Here is a 21566-nt window from a genome sequence, read left to right as displayed (position 1 = left end):
AAATGGAATTACTATACCCAACATTACTTGGAATATTGCAAGGCTTTACTGAATTTTTCCCGGTTTCCTCGTCCGGTCATCTTGTGATTGCTCAACAAATAGTCCCGGGTTTCAGCCAGCCTGGAGTGCTATTTGATGTATTTTTACATGCCGGTACACTGCTTGCTGTTATCATTTATTTTTATAAAGATATTCTTAAACTTACTTTCAGGGATTATTTTTTCTTGGGGTGTGCAACTTTACCTGCTACTGTTGTCGGTTTTCTTTTTAGTGATTCGATTGAATTGCTGTTTGATAATGCAAAATTGGTAGGACTTATGTTAATGATTACAGCTTTTCTAAACTACCTAACGGATAAAAACATTAAGAAGCGGTCGATCGGTTTTGCGGATGTGAAAAATCCCATGAAAACATCTTTCGTTATCGGACTTTTTCAGGCAATTGCCATTACACCGGGCATATCTCGATCCGGATCTACCATTTTTGCAGGTACGAAATATGGTCTCAAAGCACAAGAAGCGGCGAAATTTAGCTTCCTACTATCAATTCCCGCCATTATCGGAGCCAACATTTTACAATTTGTGAAATATGGTAATGTTTCTGAGATTAACGTTATTACTTATTCGGCTGGTTTTTTGGCGGCTGTGATATCGGGTTACATAGCAATTGCTTGGGTGATAAAACTATTAGATACTAATAAATTCAGATATTTTTCTTATTACTGTTTATTTGTCGGTGTTTTAGTTGTTGTGTTTTTAGACTAAAGCGATAATTTTGGGGAGAAAGAGAGTAACTCCGACAATTATTGACATAAAAGCGGCAATTAATACCATCGCAGCGGATACGTCTTTTGCTGTTTTTGCTGCATTTTTAACTTCGGGACTAACAAGATCAACAATTGCCTCGAGCACTGTATTCATAAGTTCAAGTGTAATCACGTAAAAAATGGTAAATACCAAAAGAAGCCATTCTGTTTGTGATAGTTTTAGTACGATTCCGAAAAGCACTGCAAGTGTACCCATGACTGTATGTATTCTTAGATTTGGTTCGCTAATGTAGGCGGTTTTGATACCAGAAAATGCATATCGAAAACTTTTTTGAGTTGAATGTCGTAAGCCCATGGAATTATTATATATTAAACAAATGAAAATGGCAGACTGGGTGCTTTTGTCTTAATTTAGTAAATATATTCGGTGATTAATATAAACGAGGTATATTGTCCAAATCTAAAATACTTATTTAGCTAAAAGAATAAATGTAAGAGCCGTAAAAAGTCGTACGAAGCATGGTTGAAAATTATTCTAATTCAGTCGATTTTCCACAAGCACTTTTAAAAAGTTTTTATTTGTTGTAGTCTGATATAAATGCATAAAAACTTTCTGTTAATTTTAGCTTCTTCTACTTTACTAATTATCTTGTTTACACAACTATTTAATAAGCCAACCGTAAAACAAGCTCCGTATGAAATTCAACAAGCATGTGCACCTTTTGATATTTCCGGTATACCTGATCTGACAGGAGATGTTGCATATTTTGAAAATAAAAAAATTTCTGTCCCCGATGAAGTATTGGCGATGCGTGAGACTGCCGTTTTGGGTGTATCAAGCGAGGAGCGATGGATAGAAGTTGATTTATCGGAGCAAAAACTAATTGCTTGGGAAGGAAATACGCAATACATGCAAACACCGATATCCTCGGGTCTAAAATGGTGGAAGACACCAACCGGTGAATTTAGAATTTGGATAAAATTACGTGCTACAAAAATGGAAGGTGGAGAAGGTAGGTATTATTATAATTTGCCAAATGTTCCCTACGTTATGTTTTTTGAGAATGATAGTGTGCCCGGATGGAAAGGCTATGGAATTCACGGAGCTTATTGGCATAATGAATTTGGTACCCCGCGGTCTCATGGATGTGTAAATTTACCTGTTAGTGAAGCAGCTAAGCTGTATGATTGGGCTTCTCCCACGCTACCTTCGGGGAAGTGGTCGGTCAAATCTGACAAAGATAATCAGGGAACCAGAGTGGTAATTCACGAGTAAAATGAATCCTGCAGTTTTATCCAGTAACACAAATATTTATATTACTTTTTTTGCAAGCATCCTAATTTGGCTGATGTTTTTTGGATTGGCAATTTTGTGGGTAATTGATGGTAGGGTTAAAAAAGAACTCGTACTTCACACGGTTATCGCGGTTATGGTTGCGTGGGTAATAACCGAAATTATCAAAACCCTGTTTCCCACGCTTCGTCCTTACCAGGTAAACGGTATGCCTCCAATTACCATTAGTCTGTTTAAAACCAACGGGTCATTTCCCTCGTCGCATTCGGCTGTAGCTTTTTCGATCGCTGCCAGCGTTTATTTGCACAACAAAAAAATCGGTGCCCTTTTTGCACTATGTGCAGTTTTAGTGGGAATTGGCCGAGTAATTGGCAATGTACATTATCCATTTGATATAATTGCGGGAGCTGCAATTGGAATTATTGTTGCATACTCAATAAGCAAAATGCATGTTAATAATCTAATCGCAAAAAGGAAGACAAAAAAAAGACATCGCAGTTGAAAACTAGTTATTAATCAATAAAATCACCTTGACATTTGGCAGACCCGCTGATAGACTGCTAAGATATTACAAAATTATGGATGACAAAAAAATATTAATTGCACGTAATGTACCACTGGTTGCCGTACGTGGCACCGTAGTTTTTCCCCATACCGAACCCGTTTTATCCTTCGGACGTAAAAAAAGTTTAGCTGCTGTCAATGCAGCTTTCCAGGAAGATAAGGTGGTTGCCATCTTTGCTCAAAAGGACGCAAGAACTGTTGACCCGGATTTGGATGATCTTTTCCCGATTGGCACTATCGCGACAATTAACCAAATGATGACAACTGAAGGTGAAATTCATGCGGTCGTACGTGGTCAGGCACGGGTTAGATTAAATCAAGTAATTTCCTCTGAACCATATCTAGTCGGTAAGGTTATTGAAGTCGAAGACAACATTGAAGAAAATGCCGAAACTAAAGCCTTGACGAAAAAACTACGTGAATTGTTCAAACACTCGATTAATCTGGGGAAACAAGCAGAAATCATGACGGTAATGAAGCTTGTCTCCGGACCCGTATCGTCGATTGAACTTGTCGACCAGGTTGCTTTTTTACTTGAATTAAAAACTTCGGATAAACAAAAAATATTAGAGACTCTATCTCTCAAACAACGACTCGAAAAGGTGTTGGAATTTCTTGCACACGAAGTAAATGTGCTGGATTTGGAGAGATCAATTTCCGTTAAAACGCAAAAGAGATTCGAAAATCAAATGAGGAAAGCGATGCTCAGAGAGAAAAGAAAAACGATCGATGAAGAACTGGGTGAGGAAATTGAAGAAGGCTCGGAAGAAATAAAATTATATAAAAAGAAAATAAAAAAGGCGAACATGCCCAAAGACGTCAAAGACAGAACGGAAAAGGAACTAAAGAAATTAGAAAGATTATCGCCTCACAATCCCGAAACCGGGTATATAAGAAATTACTTGGATTGGTTAACGGATATGCCCTGGAATACGTTTTCTTCAAATAATGTATCGATAAAAAACGCAGTTAATGTTTTAGAAAATGAACATTACGGACTGAGGAAAGCAAAAGAAAGAATTATTGAATACTTAGCTGTTATGAAAGTAAAAGAACAAAGCGATAAAAGAAAGATGGCCAAGGAGGGTGGTTTCAAAAAGGACAAACCCAAGGAGTTTCAGCCGACAATATTATGTTTTATAGGCCCTCCGGGTGTTGGAAAAACCTCGATAGGCAAATCGATTGCGCACGCAATGGGACGTGAATTTGTAAGAGTATCCCTCGGAGGTGTGAGAGATGAGGCCGAAATTAGAGGACACAGAAGAACGTATGTCGGTGCTCTTCCCGGAAGAATTATACAAGGTATAAAAAACGCGGGGACAAAAAATCCTGTTTTTATGCTCGACGAGGTTGACAAACTTGGTGTTGACTTTAGAGGTGATCCAAGCAGTGCGCTTTTGGAAGCGCTTGATCCAGAACAAAACAGAGAATTTTCGGATCACTATTTGGAAGTACCTTATGATCTAAGTGATGTCATGTTCATTTGTACAGGGAACGTTCTCGATACGATCCCGGGACCGCTTCGAGACAGAATGGAAGTTATAAATTTCCCCGGTTATACCATTGATGAAAAGTTTGATATAGCAAAAGATTTCCTTATTCCCAAGCAACTTAGAGTACATGGTTTGGACGATAGAAATATTAAGATTGATTCAAAATCAATAAATGAAATTATTTCAAGCTATACCAGAGAAGCGGGTGTAAGGAATCTGGAACGAAATGTTGCCACAATTTGCAGAAAGATAGCTCGTTTGGTTGCCGAAAAGAAAAAATATCCCACCAAAATAACACCAACTGATGTACGTAAGTTTTTAGGTCCACAAAAATACAACTCACTGATTGCCGAAAAAAACAATGAGATCGGTATGTCAACGGGGCTTGCAGTAACCGCATCCGGTGGCGAAATATTGTTTATTGAAGTGTCATTGATGCCGGGTATTGGAAAACTTACTCTAACCGGGCAATTGGGTGATGTAATGAAAGAATCAGCAACCGCCGCATTTACCTGGGCAAAGGCAAATTGGAACATACTTGGACTTAAAGAGAATTTCGGAAGAAAAATCGATGTTCATATCCATGTACCCGAAGGAGCCGTTCCCAAGGATGGACCATCAGCCGGAATCGCGATGACAACAGCTTTGGTCTCAGCGCTTACCGGTATTGCTGTTAGAAGGTGGGTCGGGATGACCGGAGAAGTGACTCTAAGAGGTAGAGTTTTGGAAATTGGCGGTGTCAAAGAAAAAGTTATTGCAGGGCATCGTGCAGGTTTGAAAACTATCATCTTACCCAAGGACAACAAAAAAGATATGGAAGATGTACCCGACAAAGTTAAAAAAGACATTAAGTTTGTGTTTGCAGATAATCTTGATGATGTTTTGAAAATTGCACTTGTTAAATGGCCGATTGACGGAGTGGTGAGAAATAGTGCCATACAAAGGCCGACTTATTTAGCCGCAAATTAACCCTTCTTCTAAATAGTCTTCAAGCACTCACCGGTATCTTTGTTAAAAAGTGGTAAGGAATTTACCGGAAGATTGTGGGATGGATGTATAACAACAGTAGAGATTTGTCTTGTCCAGTAATGCTGACATGCCACTAAACTTTGCGAATGGTTATCATTACTTTCCATCCAGACATCGATATGATTTCTACCGCTTTCTTGTACATTGTTTACACAACCTTCACAAAGATCCTCAACTATTCCGTATTTTTGAAGAAGCGGAATATAAATTTTTGTTCCAATAGCAAGAAAACTGGGATCGGTTGCAATTGTCAGTGGATCATTAAATGTTCCTATGCCACTTGCCCAATTATGTAACGTTTGGCTATATCTGCTGTTTGGATACGCGATAGCATTCCCTGATGGGGTGTTGTCGGGCCATCCATAAAAGGTTATATATGCACTGATTTTTTCACCGCCCCAGTCGATTGTAGGTATTGGACTGGGTGATGGCGTTATGGTCGGTTGAGGTGTGGGACTGGGATTTACCGTAATTGTGGCTAAGTAAGAACTTGCGTTTGCATTGTTAACTTCACTTGGTTGCTTAGTAGAATATGTTGCAATAAACAAAAGCAGTACGATAGTTGCCGGAATTGTAAAAATTAGGAATAGAATTTCGTTTTTATAATTTTGCATATTACTAGCTTAACATTTTGTGATAAAAATTGTGTTTGTCTTATGCTCAAGGTAAAATATACTGGTGGTTGATACAAAAGTATGGAAACGGTTTATGTTTACCATTTTTACACATAATAAGTAACCGTTTACCATACACCTTGTTGTCATGTGTGTTTAGGGTGTGTTTTGATAATAGCCAATTTATTGGCCCCATCGTCTAGAGGCCTAGGACACTTGGTTCTCATCCAAGAAACCCCGGTTCAAATCCGGGTGGGGTCACCCTTCGACAAGCTCAGGGTTAACTACCCTTCTAATACTCAGGGTTAACTACCCTTCTAATACTCAGGGTTAACTACCCTTCTAATGCTCAGGATTTACTACTCTTCTTATAATCAGGGTTTCGCACAATAATGAAGTATGTGGTATGTGTATATACTTCTTTGCGATCAGAAAACCTACTATATTGGTTAGACTTTAGATATTAATAAGAGACTTGCGTCACACAAAGCAGAACAAAACATTGCCACAAAAAAGTTTTCTGAATTGAAACTAATTTACTTTGAGAAATATGAAACTAGAAAAGAGGCGGAAAATAGAGAGATTCAACTTAAAAAATGGTCAAGAGCAAAGAAGAAAGCATTAATAGAAGGAGATATTGATTTGCTAATAAAGCTTAGTAAATCTTGAGCTTGTTAAAGTACCCACTCGGGATAAATGGTGAGCTTGCCGAATCCATCCGGGTGGGGTCATAAATTTCTCATGGTTCAGCGCGACCCGTTGGTCTGCACCAAAAAGTCCGATAAAGATTGCCAATTTTTCTTTCGATATGTTCGAAATTCTGTTTTAGATCCTGCAATATATGAATTTATCCCAATGGGACACCGAATACAAAAAATACCGTTGTGTACTGTAAAGATTTGCTCTAGGCTAGAGAAAAATTGCTTCTAAATTTTTGTTTGATTTCTCGATATTGTTGGGATCATATACAAAACCTTGCCAACCAAACGCTTTGGCTGCATCAACATGCTTTGCTCCATTGTCTATGAAAAGGATCTCTTCTCCCTTAAATCCTGATCTCTCTTGAGCTAATTGGAAAATTTCCGTTTGAGGCTTTCTCACCTTTTCTATACTCGAATCAATAACAACATCCCAAGTAACATCTGGCACTAAACCGGCTTTGTAAATTTCATCCAGCATATTTGGATACATGTTAGTCAATAGTCCGACCTTGTATTTTTCTTTCACCTTTTCGATAACTGACCAGATTGATTCGTTTTTCTCAAATCTACTAACAAAGTCTTGAAGGAACGAGTAATTTGTAGGCAATTCTAAACCTAGTTTTTTTCGGAGTATGGGAACTAAGGTTTCAACATCTCTCCCAACACAAACTTCGGGTTCGTATTTATCAAAAATCTCGTTAAACTCTTCTGCTTGTTCGGGTTTAATACCCATTTCAGTTTTGAGTTCTTCCCATTTATTTGTTCCACTAAAATCCCTGATTACAACTCCGCCAACATCGAAATATACAAATTTAATCATTTTTCTTTTCGTCTTCAATAATATCCAACACTGGCCTCAAATGAAATTTAACCTGAGTGTTTTCAGATAGTTTTAGTTTAACCATGGGGAATGTTGGTTGGTTAATAGCATTTAAGTCCCAATCTAAGTTTGGATACTTCTTAATAAATGAATCGAAATCAGTATCTATAACAAATTCAGCATGTTCTAGCGCTGAAGGACAAACTTGAGCTTCTTTAGGGGCAACCAGCTCAACTGCTGGAATTTCCTTATTGTTATATATAAGTGGAGTATTGAGCTTAAAAATGCCTACTCTCCTGCCACCAACTACATTCTCAGATATCATTTCAGCAACTTTTTGTAGTTCTGGTTTCAAATTATCGTAGTCGTCATTTGACGAGCATTGGTAGCCAAAATGATCCAAATAATAACCAGAGACATCAATCTTCTCGGAGTGGATATCAGTAAACAATTTATCCAGAAATTCTTTATAGTTATCTAAAATCATATTAATCGTATTTTACTTTAATTCCCCCTTTACATAAAGGCGCTCTATACAAACATTTCCGCAAACTCTGACAAAGTCTAGACGTGAAATACCCGCTAGTTTTTCCTAGTTGAATCGGTGGGTATGTGAGCTAAAATGGCCTCATATCTCAAATTATCAGAGGTAGTTGTGGGGTGGTGAGAATCATATTATCTTCTCCCAACGATAGGTTAGTGTGTTAAATATTATTGGATAAATAGTGCGAGTTTTAATCTATTTAGGTGGGGTCACACGAGGCTGGATTATTAAGTTTTGTAGTTTTTTTCGTGTTATGGGGTTAAAAAAGTTCGACTCTCTGATGGGTTATTAAATCTTCTTTGTGTAAGGTTTTTATACCTATTCATTCAAATTTCAACACGCTTTGATGCTACAATGTGCTTAATGAAAAATATTAACTATATAAGTCAATGGAATGAATCCTCTAAATCGTATTCTAAATTACGACTTGGCGGGCTGGATCCGTACGAAGAACTAGTAAATTTTCCTTCTTGTTTAAAACTTTTGGGAAACATAAAAGGTAAAAGAATACTAGATGCTGGTAGTGGGACAGGAGAATTCAGCAATCTCTTAGCTGCGAGAGGTGCACAAGTAACAGGCATAGACGGAGCGGAGAAGTTGGTCTCAGATTAAAATACATTATCAAAATGTTGAATTTATAGTTGCAGATCTAAACAAGAGGTTACCATTTAATAATGGGACTTTTGACAAAATACTTTGCAAGTATGTATTTATGTTTATTGAAAAACCAGAAACACTATTAAAAGAATTTAAAAGAGTATTAAAAACAAATGGGGTATTAGTTGTATCAAACCCCCATCCAACTTATTGGTTCCATTTCTGGCTTGCAAGTTATTGGAATATAAACAAAAGAGAAGGTTTTTCTGATCTTAAAGGATATTTTAAAATAAAAAAGTTTTCGTTTTCAATTCAGGGAGATAAAAATCTCAGGTTCAGTTTTATCCATCGACCTTTAGACTACTATATCAATTTGTTTATAAAATCGGGATTTAATATAGATAAAATTGATGAGTCCCCAGCCACCAGAGAGTTTTTGAAAAAAAGATCCTAATACAATTACACGTTTAGTTCCTAAAGTAATAAATTTTAAATAGTCCATTAAGGACAAACAATAAAACACAAAAAAGAAGCTGTTTCCTGTATCTCTTTCTCAATATAATACACTAGTGTGTTTAATAAATTGAAGTAACAAAATAGTATTTATCTTAATAAGTGAAGTAGTGAAACAACGCTAACACTATAAGTTATATAATTTACATGTTAAAGTAACTAAGACCCATGAATGCTTTGAATCATGTATCAACCAATAATGAAATAATTCTTCGAGATCAACTCGCTCTTGAGAGAACAGCAATGGCAAACGAACGTACTTTGTTAGCTTACATAAAAACAATGGTGGGCTCAATGGCAGTAGGAGTAACGTTTTTGAAACTTTTTGAGGGCCCAGTATTTTACTTTGGGGGATTTGCTCTTATTTTCCTGGGGATTAGTTTATTAATTATCGGTTTTGCAAGATTTTTCAAAGTTGAACGGCTTCTGACGGAAATATTTAGTCCTGAAATTCATCAAAGTAGTCGGCGTAAAATTCATAATTACAATAAAAGGCACTTTATGTTGTTTCATGTACATAATACTTGAAGTACATATACTTTAATTCATTAAACAAGTATACCTACTACATCCCCCAAAAAAGCTTCTTAAGCTCTTCTTTTTTTCTTTCATCCAATTTTGCCTCCACTGCGTCGCGATAGATTTCTTGTTCATAAAAATTTGGTTGAAGTGCAACTTCCAAAAATTCATCGAAATTAACGGGCATCAGTTCAATTTTTTCACCCGAATCCAATTTGGGGGGTGCAACTTTTTTTAAATTTCTAGCAATAAAGATATAAACTGACCACTCAATTTTGCTAATTGGTTGTACTGATTTCCAAAAAATATATTCATCGGCTTCGTAACCGCTTTCTTCGAGTAATTCTCTTTTGGCGGCATCGATAATTTCTTCCCCTTTTTCAACTCTTCCGCCGGTAGCGCCAATAAACGGTTTTTTACCGGGTTGTTCTTGTTTGGTTAAAAGAATTTTACCGTCATGCATGATAGGGAAAACAATTACCGTATCTTGTCTTTTTAATTTTTCGTATGTTTCAATTGAACCGTCAAACATTTTTTGTTTCCACTGATATACATCAAATATTACGCCCTTAAAAACCCTCGAAGCGTTTTTCGGTAGCGGCTGTTTTGATTTGGGTTTGGGGATAACCATATACTTATTTTAAGTGTAACTTTTTTAGGATTTTAAGTCTTTTGTATTAGGATAACAATGGTGCAATACCGTTAATTTATTCTGCCCTGTTAAGTCGGGAGGAACTATTAAATTGCCATTAAATAACAAAAACTCACATCCGACTTTATATGCTATCTTAATCGCTTTTTCTAAATGACCCCACTGATCGTGATCGTTTTTTTTGCAATTGCATTTTTCATTTTGTCTCCTTAAAATATATATAATAGATCTTATTTACCAATAACCATTACCCACATAAAGAGTGTCTTTACCCTCAAGTATGTATTTAAAAAGTTCCCGAGAACTTATTGGGGCAATCATTCCTCCTGTATCTTTCTTGAGTTCGCCTTTAGAATTAGTCCAAGAAAACTTTCTATGCAACATAACGAAGTCGTGTTTTTTGTGAAGTCTTAATGATACTTCGTTGTTAAAATCGACTGATAAAAATCCTACTTCACACCTCTTGTTTGTTAGATAGTCCATTGCTTTTTGAGAAACTTTTCCAGCTATTCCTTTCCCCCAATAATTAGGATGGGTACAGATTCCATAACCTCCAAGTTTAATCCTTTTTTCCTCAAAGATTTGTTCTGTTTCGTGTATACCTGCCCACCCAACCAGTTTACCGTCCAAATATGCTAGTATATGCGCTGATTTATGATGATAAAAATCTTCCTCGTCTTCCTCGTCACTTACGTCCGGAAATGCTATTTTTTGTAAATAAGCAACATCTCGTTGTTGATCAGCAGTTAATTTTTCAACAACTAATAATTCGATATGATTTTTCATTTTTTGTCTGATCCATCAACTGATGAACGTGTATACTTAATCTCTAATAACCTTTCAATTAATGGAAATCTGGTATAAGGCTGTTTAAATCTATCTGATCCCATATGCCCTTCATCAGACCGAAGTATAAGAGTGCCTCCAGTTTTTCTCCACATATACAAACCCTCTTCATCGTCAATGGTCCAAGGATCGTTATCTGAATTAATGTAAATAATATCTTTTGCTGAGGATTTAATTTTCTTCCAATTGTACCTTGACTGTAATATTAGTTGTTTAGTTTTATGTTCTTTATCGTACCTTAATTTTCTTGCAAATCCAGCAACAATTACTGCCTTATGAATAGTAACATCAATATTTTCCAGAACACTTAACACCAAAGGACCACCTGCTGAATGGCCAATAACGACAGTGTCTCTTGTGTATTTTCCACTCAACGCAATAGGTAGCCATTTTGATATATCGGGGTTATTTGCATCCGGAAGTTGAGGAACCCATACATCGAAACCTAATTTTTCTAAATGCTCTTTGGTCTTTGGAAACCAATAAGATTTAGGTGTACACCCAGTTCCGTGAAATATTATTGCATTTTTCATTTTGTTTCTCCTTCCAGAAATCTTTTTTCACCCAGAATCGTAACTTTGCCATCAACAACAGTAATTACTTCTCCATTTTTCAGTAAACATATTTTTCCCCCGTTCCAATGTTTTTTAATTTCAGGAAGCATGCCATCTTCAAAATGAGGATAGATCTCAAAATCAACAAAACCAAAGCCTGGGAAAATACTAGCTCCGGGTTCGGATTCTCCCAAATACCACTCGGTTACTTTTAATGTTGAAGCTGTAATCATGCTTCCCGCACTTGATCCGACATACATGCTACCTTCTTCTAATAATTTAGGTAAATGTTTATCTAGTTCACATCTTCTAATCCAATACATGAGGTAACCACACGCACCTCCGTGAAACCATATAATATCTTTGCCCTTTAATATTTCGACAACACTTTTGTCTTTGTAATCTTCAAGTACGACGGGCGTTACTTTTGCACCTAACGTATTTACTAATTTCCAAGTTGAGCTTTCTTTCTCCCATTCTCCATATGGATTTTCACCGTTAGCGGCTGTGGGAATATAGGCAATAGATTTTCCTTCAAAACCACCAATGAATTCGTTCATTTTTTCAATGCTTTGGGGGTGTTTTGCTTCTGACGCCAAAAACAGTTTCATGCTATTTCAAAGTAAACCCTGCATCAACATAAATGACCTGCCCAGTCATTGCATCATTTTTTGCAAGGAACACAAATGCATCGGCGATTTCATGTTCCGTTACCCATCTTTTCAAATAAGTTTGTTCTATAAACATATCCGTTTGTTCCTTGGTCATTTTGTCGTAATTTCTAGTTTTGACAAAACCTGGAGCAACTGCGTTAACTTGAATTATTGGAGAAACCATTTTTGCCAGTGTTTTACTAAAACTATTTATACCGGATTTTGAAGCTGCATAAACTATTGACCTGCCACCGTGTTCAGCGCCTCTAATTGAGCTTGTGTTTAAGATCTTACCAAATCCTTGCTTCTGCATATACCCAATTGCAATTTGGGAGCAGAGCATAGGCCCGATTAAGTCAGTGTGAACTAGTTCAACAATATCTTCGTAAGACGCCTCGAGGTAGGGCACTTTGTCGTTAGGAATTGCAGCGTTGTTTATTAAAATATGAACTGTTCCATACTTTTTTTCAATCTTTTGAAATAATCGTTTTATATCGTCTGGTTTTGAAACATCAGCTTGAATTAATAAACCTTCAGAATATTTTTTCACATCTCTAAGTGTTTCTTCTCCACCTTTTTTATTGATATTGTAATTAACGACAACCCTTGCTCCTTCTTGAGCAAATCTGATAGCTGTGGTTCTCCCAATACCACTTGAGGAACCAGTAATAACTACGATTTTATCTTTCAATTCCATGTATAGTATTTTACTTTAATTAACACCATGAATAAAGGTGGATTATTAATATAGTATTGTTATTTCCACGAAAATGATTAGATATATATTTATCTAATTGTTTGTTATGCGGGCTCCTGGCATGCCGAGTTTAATGCCCTTTAGTAAACTAATGTTGTGGCTTTGTGCAAATTCTTTAATAATTTCTAAATCCGTGTGATAACAAAGCAATATTCCCGAATCTCCCTTAAATCCTCCCGCACCGCAAATTTTTGCCACACCGCCAATTTTTTCGATTTGACGAATTAAACTAGCAGTACTCGTAGAAACAACACCAAGTTTTTCAAGTAATATTTCATTTTCTCTTATCAGTTCCTTGATTTGATATTTTTTATTGCCCAAGAAAAATTCAAGGAAACATTTTGTTGTATCGGCAATATTATTTAGAAGTTTATGTGTCTGGCTTTTTTTTATTTTATATTTTTCTGAAACCAAATTTACCATGTCACCGGTTGATTCTTTGGGTGTACCGGTATTGAGTATTGAGAACTTCGGAAATGAACTATTGGGGGTCAGGCTTTTAAATATTTTAAAATTTTCAGACTCTTTTCTGTACCACAAAAAACCACCCCTTTGACATACTGCGGTGTCGGCACCGCTTGAGTTATTATGTTTTTGCTTTTCGAAAAGATAAGAAAGTCGTTCGACTTTGTCTTCTATTTCGTGTTTATCACTACTATAAATAAGCATCGATAAAGCTGTTGAGTAGGCGGCGGAGGACCCCATCCCGCAACCGATCGGAATATTGGATTGTATTGTTAATTTATGTTTATGTATAAATTGCTGATTGAAAATATAAGGAAGGCTGTCGGTACTTTGTAAATTGTCAATGCTTTTATATATTGTATGTAACAACCTATCGTCCAAGGCGGTGATACTAAGTGTTTTGTTAACCGCCGCTAAAAGTGCCGGATGTCCGTAAACGACTGCATGTTCTCCTGAGAGAATTATTTTTCCAGGCGAGGATGTGGTTTGCAGCGACATTCTCATATTATAAGACTTTTATCCATAGCTTGAATACTAAATACACTTAGTTGTTAATTTCAATGCCACGTGTTTTATTGCCGTAGATTAAGTACCTTGTCGGAAAATAAACTTTTGTCTGATAGGCATGAAAAATATTGGATAGTGACATATTACTATGCTCAAAATGAGTCATTGACATTGGCTTGATACCAAATCATTATTAATATATGAAGCGTATAAACGCGTTTATTGCTGGTGAATGGATAGTAAAGAATAAGTATTTAAAACTGGTTGCTCCCTTTCTATTAATTTTTTCACTTTTCATATCGGTTTGGGCTGTATCTCGCCCGAGTATGCTTAGACCGAAGGCTTCTTCTGTAAATATTTATTACCCGAGAATTGACACGACTTTATATAGTTCTGCAGTAAAGATTGATCCGAATAAGTCGACAACACTTGTTTCCTCAATTTCCAAAACTGCAAAATCCAAGGTAGTTGTTGGTTTTGATTTCCCGGGAAATGGAAACTATGAATCTGCTGTTTTTAGAATAAAACCACAAAAAACAGTTACTCCTGATGTAAATGTATATTTGTTAATGGGTGAGATAGGCGAGACGGATGTTAGTTTGAAAGTATTGGACACATATCCGACAAAATTAATTGGAAAAATGTCGAATTCGAAAAAATCGTCTGACGGATATTTGGAAATAAATGTCACCGAAACGGTAAATAGCGTTGATAATGTGAAGATATATTTTCTACTTGAAAACTTAGTTACGGGAACAAATACGTATTATTCACGAGAATCGTCTACTAAACCGCAGTTAGTGTTAAATTCTCCGACTTCGACAAGCACCGTCTTTACGCTTGTCAAAAACGGAAATGTAGTAGCAAGGCCGGGTGATTATGTACCACTCAAATCAAATATTGTTTCACCACAGGATACTATTAGTTATATCGAATTTCAGATAAATCCCGACTCCAGACTAAGTTATTTGGGGTTTATTAAAAAGAGTACGTGTATAGTAACTAATCATAATTGCTACCTAACTTTTCTGACTCCGCCAATTCTTGGTATTACGGCAAATCAAGCGACTAGTCCCTTGGAAATTGATGGCGATATGGTTGAGCTGTGGTATAAGGTTCCTGATAATGCAACAGTGGGTACTGTATATAACAACAATTTGGTAAGTGGAAGTTTACTGATCAATCCTTATACTGTTCCAATTACAGACGCAACAGTAAACGGTTCTAGTCAGATTTCTATCACAAACAATGTACCGTATTGCAATTTGCCTTATTCAGAAAGCCATAGAAGCCTTACGGTAAGCAATGCCGTAACAAATGTGCAAGCAAATATTCCGTATGCAGAAATTGATACAGGCGGGCCTACCGGACTGTTTGCTAAGATTGAAATTTATGGAGTGACAAATAACACGATCCCACCCACGTCGGCAAATACGATACATTACGGAACACTCGAAAACACGACTTATACACAGCTACAAACTGGTGCAAGTCAGCATTTAATACTCGCATTTCATGGACCAACAAGTCCTCAAGCAATTACTCATAATTTTGAACCACGAACTCTTTCTTTGATGATAGATGGTGAACAAAAAACAATTTATGTACCTCCCGTGCAAATATACAATAATTCCACACATGATGAATGGATGGCTTTTTATCCCACGACAGATGGTTCTTCGTATCATGCTAATAACGTTACATCGACGACACATCAGATTGATGTGTATCCGAGTACCGGAGTCAGTGCTTTGAACAAAGTTGCAACCTTATCGTTTGCCTATTCAATAGAATCGTTCAACAATGCGTGGCGCGCTAGAGAATGTGTGTTTGGTGATCAACCTGTATTCCCAACACCGTCAATTACGCCAACACTAACACCAGTACCACCCACCGCGACACCAGTACCACCAACTGCGACACCGGTACCACCCACCGCCACTCCTGCTTTTGGTTCATGTTATGGATTATGCCGAGAGACGACCGATTGCCGAGCTGGTTTAGTATGTTATCTTGGTAAAACCAGAACGGGAAGGTGTGGTCTTCCAAATCATGAATCGTGTAACGTTAATTCGACCTTTGAACTTTGTTGTCAATAATTTTTATTCTCGTTAAGTCTAAAACCACTGATTTCAATCAGTGGTTTTAGATCGAATCTTTAACATAAGACGGATACTACCGACTAAAGTCGGTAGAGAATCATTCCTAACAATATTTCTCATTTTGGGGTAGCGTTGTTTTTGTGACACCTTGGTAGTTTAATGGGGTTGAAAATAATATCCCCTTAGAGTTTGATTAAATATATATCCAAATTGATGTGGTTAACGTTGATGGATTTTTGTACATACTTCGTAAAAAAATTGTGCCTATAAGTGTGATTTACGCGAAGGAGTGAATAAACTCTTTTGAAACATCTTTCAGAAAAACACAGATTCTTGTGGCATGCCCATCTATTGTTCAACCTATATTTCTTAAGGTGCAAATTAAATGAACCATTGACATTAATTAAACGACAAATCATTATTAGTAATATATGAAGCGGTTAGGCGTATTTTTTTCTGGTGAATGGATTAACAAATCCAAATACCTGAAATTGGTTACGCCATTTCTTCTGATTTTTTCATTGTTTGTTTCAGTATGGATAGTATCTCGTCCAACAGATTTATCAACACGTGCCGCTCTGGCTGGCAAGTATAATCCCAAGTTTGATGTAACTTTATATAACAATCCACCTAAAATAAATTCCGGGACATCGACTACTTTGGTTGTATCATCAACAGCCTATGCGAAATCAAAAGTAGTCATCGGATTCGATGTGCCAACCGGTGACCAAAAAACTACAGCCGTACTTCGTCTTAAGCTAGTCAAATCAGATCTTGCAACTGTTAACGTATATGAATTAGGTGGGAGCGTGAAAGAAACAGACAATAATTTAAAGGTAATTGATTCCTATCCGGTAAAATTAATCGGAACTATTGATAACACTAAAAAGAGTGTCGACGGTTATGTTGAATTGGATGTATCCGAGGTTGTACAAAAAAATGATGCCTTTAGAGTGATCTTTTTACTTGAGACACTGTCAAACGGTAGTGCGACTTACTCTTCACGAGAGACAAAAACAGCTCCACAGTTAGTTTTAACTAAACAGCCTAATGCTACTGTACAGCTGGGAGTCAGGGGAGTTACGATCGCGCAAGGTGATCGGTTTCATATTCCTCTCTATATTACCGAGCCTGGAACTAGTGCCCATAGAGTTACAAGATTTGTCGACCATTTCAACATAAATACAAACGCATTTACTTACATGTCATATGCAGGTACAAAAAATTATATAAATGGTAGTATGCATTACAGTGTTACCCCTGAGGTGTCGAAAATTCTCACATCAGCTTATGTTGATTCTGGATATTTAAATCTTTACGATGTAGAGGCAGATCCAATCATTTATTACTTTCTCAATGCCAATAATGCAACTCCGGGAAGTTATCCTATAAGTTTGGATACAAATTTTTCTACAGGGTCTAGTCATTATTTAAAAGAAGCCAGTTGCAATGGAAGTGTTTGTAACGAGATTGATTTAGTAGATTACTCAGTCGTTTCACCGACAAATATTAGTGTGATAGCACCTCCTGCAGAAAACACATGTCATGCAACTGTTGCTTCACAAGTTTCTCTGGCATTGAATAATGTGGTAAACGTGTATCCTGTTAATCCTGCAAATTATCAGGGAGTTCGCATTTTCGTTGGTGGAAAAATGAGCGACAACAGCACCTTCCTTGAGGGTACTGATAAAGTATATGGAGATTATTATAACGGTGTTTATACCCCATTGATTACCAATGCATCGACAAACTATCTAACACTTAGTTTTAGAACTTACAATGATGGTGCTCATCCTGATCTCGTGTTGGATCCCAGTCAAGTTGTGATTCAAACTTCAAATACACAATACACCGTGAATGTGCCAAGAATTTCTATTGATAATTATCGTAACGCAATTATTACTTTTTATGTTGCCAGGGATGGTTCAACATACTACGCAAGTAATTTGAGATCTTACACAGACTTAAGTTATCCGCCGTATAATACTTATAATATTTATCAGCAACTGAATTTGGACATAAATTTGTCCCCGGCTGCTAATCCACAACCCTCCGCTATTCATACCTACAATCTTGGTGCGAAATGTAATGTTGCACCAAGTCCTATTACTCCTACTCCTACTCCAACCACTGTGCCTAATGCTGCACCATATTTCAATGCTGATCCAATTATATCCTCATACAATGGTACAGTTGGAAGTTTCTACTCATATTACTTAGTGCCTCATGTAATAGATGAGAATCCGTATACCGACATTTATAGTATTGTGTCTGGCCCAAGTTGGTTGACTTTGGATGGAAGCAGTAATGGATTGATGGTTTCTTCGTCGGTACCTTTGTCAGCTGTTGGCTTGAATACTTTTGTAGTAAAAGTGACCGATGAATTTGGACAGTTTGATACGGCAACATTCAGAGTAACAGTTGATGACAACCAAACCCCAACTCCAATCCCCCCAACGTTAACACCAGTACCGCCCACATTGACTCCAGTTCCCCCAACGTTAACACCGGTTCCGCCAACACCGCAACCGCAAGTCATATTGAATTCCGGCACTAATCAGAACTGCAACACCAGGTGTAATTCGATAGGACTGACGTGTACGTCTATTGGTACTGACTCCCTGGGAATAAATGGAAAGTACTACGATCGTACATCGCAAGGTTGTCAGTTACTCCCGCTGTCTGGCGGTATTGCTACGTGTACGCAAATCATGTACTCTGCCGGATCAAATACCTGCTCCGGAATTGTGGCGGACTGGACTAGATGTAAATGTGTAAATTAAATTTCTAAGTTATTTCTCCATTTAAAATCTTGTGTATTTAAATTTGTTCAAGTTAATTTACATAGTTGACAATTTATATGGTGTGTTGATAAATTTAATAGTTAGGAAAGATGAAAAAGATTTTGAAGAAAGATAACTTTTGGACTATTAATAATAGTCGTATATAAAAAGAGCCGATGGCTCTTTTTTTTTGAACTAAAACATGTCGAATAAAGTAAGCTGTAAACTGCCCACTCTGATAAAAATAAACTCCAGTATCAATTATGCAATTCATGATCATTATCGAAAAACAGGGCTTACATATGTAGATGTCCCCGAAATTGTGGGAATTACGGGAGCTTGCGAAAATGTCGATACACTATTTAAAGTTGGAAATAGACTAAACCTTCCATTGTTTTTTACACAGACAGGACAGTTATCATTGGAACAGTCGCTACAATATTTCCCCGGAGTTTATACGATAATCCACAGTGGTCGTGACGAAGAAACAGAAGACGTAAGGCATTTGAGGCAGTTTAGATTAGTGGAGGAGGAATTTGATTGCACGATAGCGGGAATGAGTTTGGCAAATTACAGTGAGAATAAAATGTTTACAACACTTTTATCGCATGTGGAGTCGGCTGTCAAAGCACTAGTATCAAATGTAGTTGCGTCGTGCTCTCACGAACTTGAGACTGTCTACAATCTGGATACTGGTTGGTTAAAGACAGTAACACAAAAACCCTTTTATCAAATTCCTTATTCGGAGGCGGTTATTTTACTTAAATGGTCAGGATTTACAAGTTTAGCTTTTGGCGATGATTTAAAAGCGGAACATGAGCAAAAAGTAGTCGATATATTAAACGGTAACCAGAAAGAAAGTGGGCGACAGATTCCGGTATTTATTACACATTATCCGAAAGAAATTAAATTTTTTAACATGAAAGTATCGCAGGACGATCCCAAGGTTGTCCTTAGCGCAGATCTAATTTTACCAAACGCCGGTGAAGCGGTCGGGTCTGCGGTGCGCGAACATGATGGGAAAAAACTCAAGGAAAGATTAATCACCTCAACAATGTTTGATCTTCACAAAAAAAGAGGCGGAACATATAGCGATTTTACCTGGTATTTGGAAGACATTATTATGGCGGGAAAAACAAAACCGCACGCGGGGTACGGAATTGGGAGTGAGAGGGTGATGCAATTTATCTTAAATGCAAAAGACATAAGGGAATGTTCGCTTTTTTCAATTCTCTCGCAACAGTCGGGTGATTGGGAAGAAAAGAATGGCTCAAATGGATTGAAACATTCAAAGCGTCAAAGTATCGTTAACACTTCTAAGGCATAAAGTAGTATTGTTTAAATTACTTTCGATATCCACGGATAATAAGATTAATTAGAAGATTAAGTTATACCCGATGTCGAGAAAAAGATAGGCAAGTAATCCGCCAACTAAAGACATCGCAAGTCCCCACATCATTACCAATCTAAAAACTCGTGTACGTTCAGTCTTTGAGTCAATCGCTGCAATACATAAAGCTCCAAGCGTGGATAGTGGACTAACGTCAACCATATGTGATCCTACGGCGACTGCAATAACCATTGGAACCATGTTGATAATGCCCATTTGCATTGCAAGTTTGGGAATCAATGGAATGAAGGCCGGCATTACCACTCCGGAAGATGAACTGTAAGCAGAAACAACTCCGGTGACTGTTGCCAAGACACCATTAACCATTTTGGGATTGGTATTTGTTGCAATAAACGTTGTTGCAATATCTAAACCGCCGGTTTTTTCAAGCAAACCAATTAGAATTGCAATTCCCGTTACCATTAAAATCGTACTCCAAGGAAGTTTTTTAAGCACTTTCTCTTCGTCGGCAAGATCAAAAATAAACATAAGTACCGCAATCGATACGGAAGCAATAAGAAGTTGTACTTTGAAAACTGTTACCAAAATAATTAATAAGGCGATAAACCCTAAAGTCATTTTTTGTCGTTTGTCTAATTTAGCGTTGTTGTTTGTTGTGTTTTCGTTCTCTGTTTCTTTAAATCCACGCCTTTTTGATCGTAATAGGAAAAAAGAATACGCGACTAATGCTGAGACGCTTTGTAATAAAGCTGCAGCGATAAACACGACCCAGATTAGTTGTTCGTCAATACTGATTTTATGCATTAAACCAATAGCAACAATACCCGTTGGCGAAAATGGAGAAAACGCTCCTGCATTTGCACCGGTGCAGATCATGATTGTGGTTATCAAAGATGAAACCTTGTATTGTTTTGCAAGTGGTAGGGCAAGTGGAGCAAGTAGAGCAACACTTGCGATATTTCCAGGACCAGCAGCCGAAATACCAAAAGCTAGAAGAAAAAAAAGAATCGGTAAAAGTAAGGTTCTCCCCCGTATCAAATTTATTGCTTTAAAAGTAAGCACGTGCATGCTTTTATTGCTTTGAGCAACCCCGAATATTATACCCATTGAAATGAGTAATAAAAATAAATAGATGGGGAAAGTTTTAATTAAATCATTGAGCGGCAGTTTTGCTACATACGTGCCAATAATTAAAGTAGCCAATAATGATAACAATCCGGGATTTAACCTTTGAATTACACAGCTTATTATTATTACGAACAACAAAGCCGCAAGCGACAATAGTGCGATTGACATGGTAAAACTCTAAAGCAAATAGAGATTTGATTATAAACCCGTTACCGTATTTTGTCATCTGTGACCAGATGTCACCTTGGTTGATTAATCGACTTAATTTAATATTTGGTTATTCTCGTTAAGTCTACAACCACTGATTTCAATCA

General features: G+C 37.0%; 22 protein-coding genes and 1 tRNA gene. 12 read left to right on the top strand and 11 right to left on the bottom strand.

Annotated elements, in window-relative coordinates:
* Window positions 1-2: 2 nt before the first annotated feature.
* A complete protein-coding gene (locus IPM62_05310) occupies window positions 3-764 on the top strand; it encodes an undecaprenyl-diphosphate phosphatase (GenBank protein ID QQS38771.1) in 762 nt (253 codons plus the stop codon).
* Here IPM62_05310 and IPM62_05305 read toward each other — a convergent pair.
* On the bottom strand, window positions 756-1121 hold the full coding sequence (locus tag IPM62_05305) for a diacylglycerol kinase family protein (GenBank protein ID QQS38770.1): 366 nt from the start codon (window positions 1119-1121) through the stop codon (window positions 756-758). The two genes, IPM62_05310 and IPM62_05305, sit on opposite strands and share 9 nt — an antisense overlap.
* Before the next feature lie 243 nt (window positions 1122-1364).
* Here IPM62_05305 and IPM62_05300 point away from each other — a divergent pair, with 243 nt between their 5' ends.
* The 3 genes from IPM62_05300 to lon all read left to right on the top strand — a co-directional run bounded on the left by IPM62_05300 (window position 1365) and on the right by lon (window position 5086).
* Window positions 1365-2042, top strand: coding sequence for a L,D-transpeptidase (locus IPM62_05300; protein QQS38769.1), 678 nt, complete (start codon window positions 1365-1367; stop codon window positions 2040-2042).
* A gap of 1 nt (window position 2043) precedes the next feature.
* A complete protein-coding gene (locus IPM62_05295; GenBank protein ID QQS38768.1) occupies window positions 2044-2562 on the top strand; it encodes a phosphatase PAP2 family protein in 519 nt (172 codons plus the stop codon).
* A gap of 76 nt (window positions 2563-2638) precedes the next feature.
* Window positions 2639-5086 (top strand): endopeptidase La, encoded by a 2448-nt coding sequence (gene lon / locus IPM62_05290; protein ID QQS38767.1) that lies wholly within the window; start codon window positions 2639-2641, stop codon window positions 5084-5086.
* Between the two features lie 8 nt (window positions 5087-5094).
* Here the strand turns inward: lon and IPM62_05285 are convergent, their stop codons facing one another.
* The gene (locus tag IPM62_05285; protein ID QQS38766.1) at window positions 5095-5760 is read right to left on the bottom strand and encodes a hypothetical protein; all 666 of its coding nucleotides are present in this window, start codon (window positions 5758-5760) and stop codon (window positions 5095-5097) included.
* Window positions 5761-5948: 188 nt separating this feature from the next.
* Between IPM62_05285 and IPM62_05280 the strand changes: the two genes are divergently transcribed.
* Both IPM62_05280 and IPM62_05275 read left to right on the top strand, forming a co-directional pair.
* Window positions 5949-6021 (top strand) — tRNA-Glu (locus IPM62_05280).
* Window positions 6022-6222: 201 nt separating this feature from the next.
* Window positions 6223-6429 (top strand): GIY-YIG nuclease family protein, encoded by a 207-nt coding sequence (locus IPM62_05275; GenBank protein QQS39590.1) that lies wholly within the window; start codon window positions 6223-6225, stop codon window positions 6427-6429.
* A gap of 240 nt (window positions 6430-6669) precedes the next feature.
* Here the strand turns inward: IPM62_05275 and IPM62_05270 are convergent, their stop codons facing one another.
* Entirely contained in the window at window positions 6670-7281 is a 612-nt protein-coding gene (locus IPM62_05270; GenBank protein QQS38765.1) for an HAD-IA family hydrolase, read from the bottom strand.
* Window positions 7274-7768, bottom strand: coding sequence for a VOC family protein (locus IPM62_05265; protein QQS38764.1), 495 nt, complete (start codon window positions 7766-7768; stop codon window positions 7274-7276). Before IPM62_05265 ends, IPM62_05270 begins: the two co-directional genes overlap by 8 nt.
* A 420-nt stretch (window positions 7769-8188) precedes the next feature.
* Between IPM62_05265 and IPM62_05260 the strand changes: the two genes are divergently transcribed.
* From IPM62_05260 to IPM62_05250, 3 genes are all read left to right on the top strand, one after another.
* Window positions 8189-8437: a methyltransferase domain-containing protein gene (locus tag IPM62_05260; GenBank protein ID QQS38763.1), complete on the top strand. Its 249-nt coding sequence runs from the start codon at window positions 8189-8191 to the stop codon at window positions 8435-8437.
* Complete coding sequence (locus tag IPM62_05255; GenBank protein QQS39589.1) at window positions 8433-8876, top strand: class I SAM-dependent methyltransferase; 444 nt, start codon at window positions 8433-8435, stop codon at window positions 8874-8876. Before IPM62_05260 ends, IPM62_05255 begins: the two co-directional genes overlap by 5 nt.
* A gap of 227 nt (window positions 8877-9103) precedes the next feature.
* Window positions 9104-9463 carry a DUF202 domain-containing protein gene (locus tag IPM62_05250; protein QQS38762.1) on the top strand — a complete coding sequence of 120 codons (360 nt, stop codon included), beginning with the start codon at window positions 9104-9106 and terminating at the stop codon, window positions 9461-9463.
* Window positions 9464-9500: 37 nt separating this feature from the next.
* On the opposite strand, the gene IPM62_05245 is transcribed toward IPM62_05250, so the two are convergent.
* The 6 genes from IPM62_05245 to IPM62_05220 form a co-directional block, all read right to left on the bottom strand.
* Window positions 9501-10085 (bottom strand): NUDIX hydrolase, encoded by a 585-nt coding sequence (locus IPM62_05245; GenBank protein ID QQS38761.1) that lies wholly within the window; start codon window positions 10083-10085, stop codon window positions 9501-9503.
* A 255-nt stretch (window positions 10086-10340) separates the two neighbouring features.
* Complete coding sequence (locus IPM62_05240; GenBank protein QQS38760.1) at window positions 10341-10892, bottom strand: GNAT family N-acetyltransferase; 552 nt, start codon at window positions 10890-10892, stop codon at window positions 10341-10343.
* Window positions 10889-11485, bottom strand: a complete 597-nt coding sequence (locus tag IPM62_05235; protein QQS38759.1) for an alpha/beta hydrolase — start codon at window positions 11483-11485, stop codon at window positions 10889-10891. Before IPM62_05235 ends, IPM62_05240 begins: the two co-directional genes overlap by 4 nt.
* Window positions 11482-12117 carry a Type 1 glutamine amidotransferase-like domain-containing protein gene (locus tag IPM62_05230; GenBank protein ID QQS38758.1) on the bottom strand — a complete coding sequence of 212 codons (636 nt, stop codon included), beginning with the start codon at window positions 12115-12117 and terminating at the stop codon, window positions 11482-11484. Before IPM62_05230 ends, IPM62_05235 begins: the two co-directional genes overlap by 4 nt.
* A 1-nt stretch (window position 12118) precedes the next feature.
* Window positions 12119-12856 carry an SDR family oxidoreductase gene (locus tag IPM62_05225; GenBank protein QQS38757.1) on the bottom strand — a complete coding sequence of 246 codons (738 nt, stop codon included), beginning with the start codon at window positions 12854-12856 and terminating at the stop codon, window positions 12119-12121.
* 93 nt (window positions 12857-12949) lie between these two features.
* On the bottom strand, window positions 12950-13879 hold the full coding sequence (locus IPM62_05220; protein QQS38756.1) for a hypothetical protein: 930 nt from the start codon (window positions 13877-13879) through the stop codon (window positions 12950-12952).
* A gap of 209 nt (window positions 13880-14088) precedes the next feature.
* Between IPM62_05220 and IPM62_05215 the strand changes: the two genes are divergently transcribed.
* From IPM62_05215 to IPM62_05205, 3 genes are all read left to right on the top strand, one after another.
* Window positions 14089-15987, top strand: a complete 1899-nt coding sequence (locus tag IPM62_05215) for a hypothetical protein (protein QQS39597.1) — start codon at window positions 14089-14091, stop codon at window positions 15985-15987.
* Window positions 15988-16421: 434 nt separating this feature from the next.
* Window positions 16422-18773: a hypothetical protein gene (locus tag IPM62_05210; GenBank protein QQS38755.1), complete on the top strand. Its 2352-nt coding sequence runs from the start codon at window positions 16422-16424 to the stop codon at window positions 18771-18773.
* A gap of 202 nt (window positions 18774-18975) precedes the next feature.
* Complete coding sequence (locus IPM62_05205; GenBank protein QQS38754.1) at window positions 18976-20100, top strand: hypothetical protein; 1125 nt, start codon at window positions 18976-18978, stop codon at window positions 20098-20100.
* Between the two features lie 48 nt (window positions 20101-20148).
* On the opposite strand, the gene IPM62_05200 is transcribed toward IPM62_05205, so the two are convergent.
* A complete protein-coding gene (locus IPM62_05200; protein QQS38753.1) occupies window positions 20149-21420 on the bottom strand; it encodes a hypothetical protein in 1272 nt (423 codons plus the stop codon).
* Between the last annotated feature and the right edge of the window lie 146 nt (window positions 21421-21566).

Source organism: Candidatus Woesebacteria bacterium (assembly GCA_016700095.1).
GTDB lineage: Bacteria > Patescibacteriota > Microgenomatia > UBA8517 > UBA8517.
The sequence above is the reverse complement of the archived record's forward strand: the minus strand, read 5'-3'. Positions and strand labels throughout refer to the sequence as shown.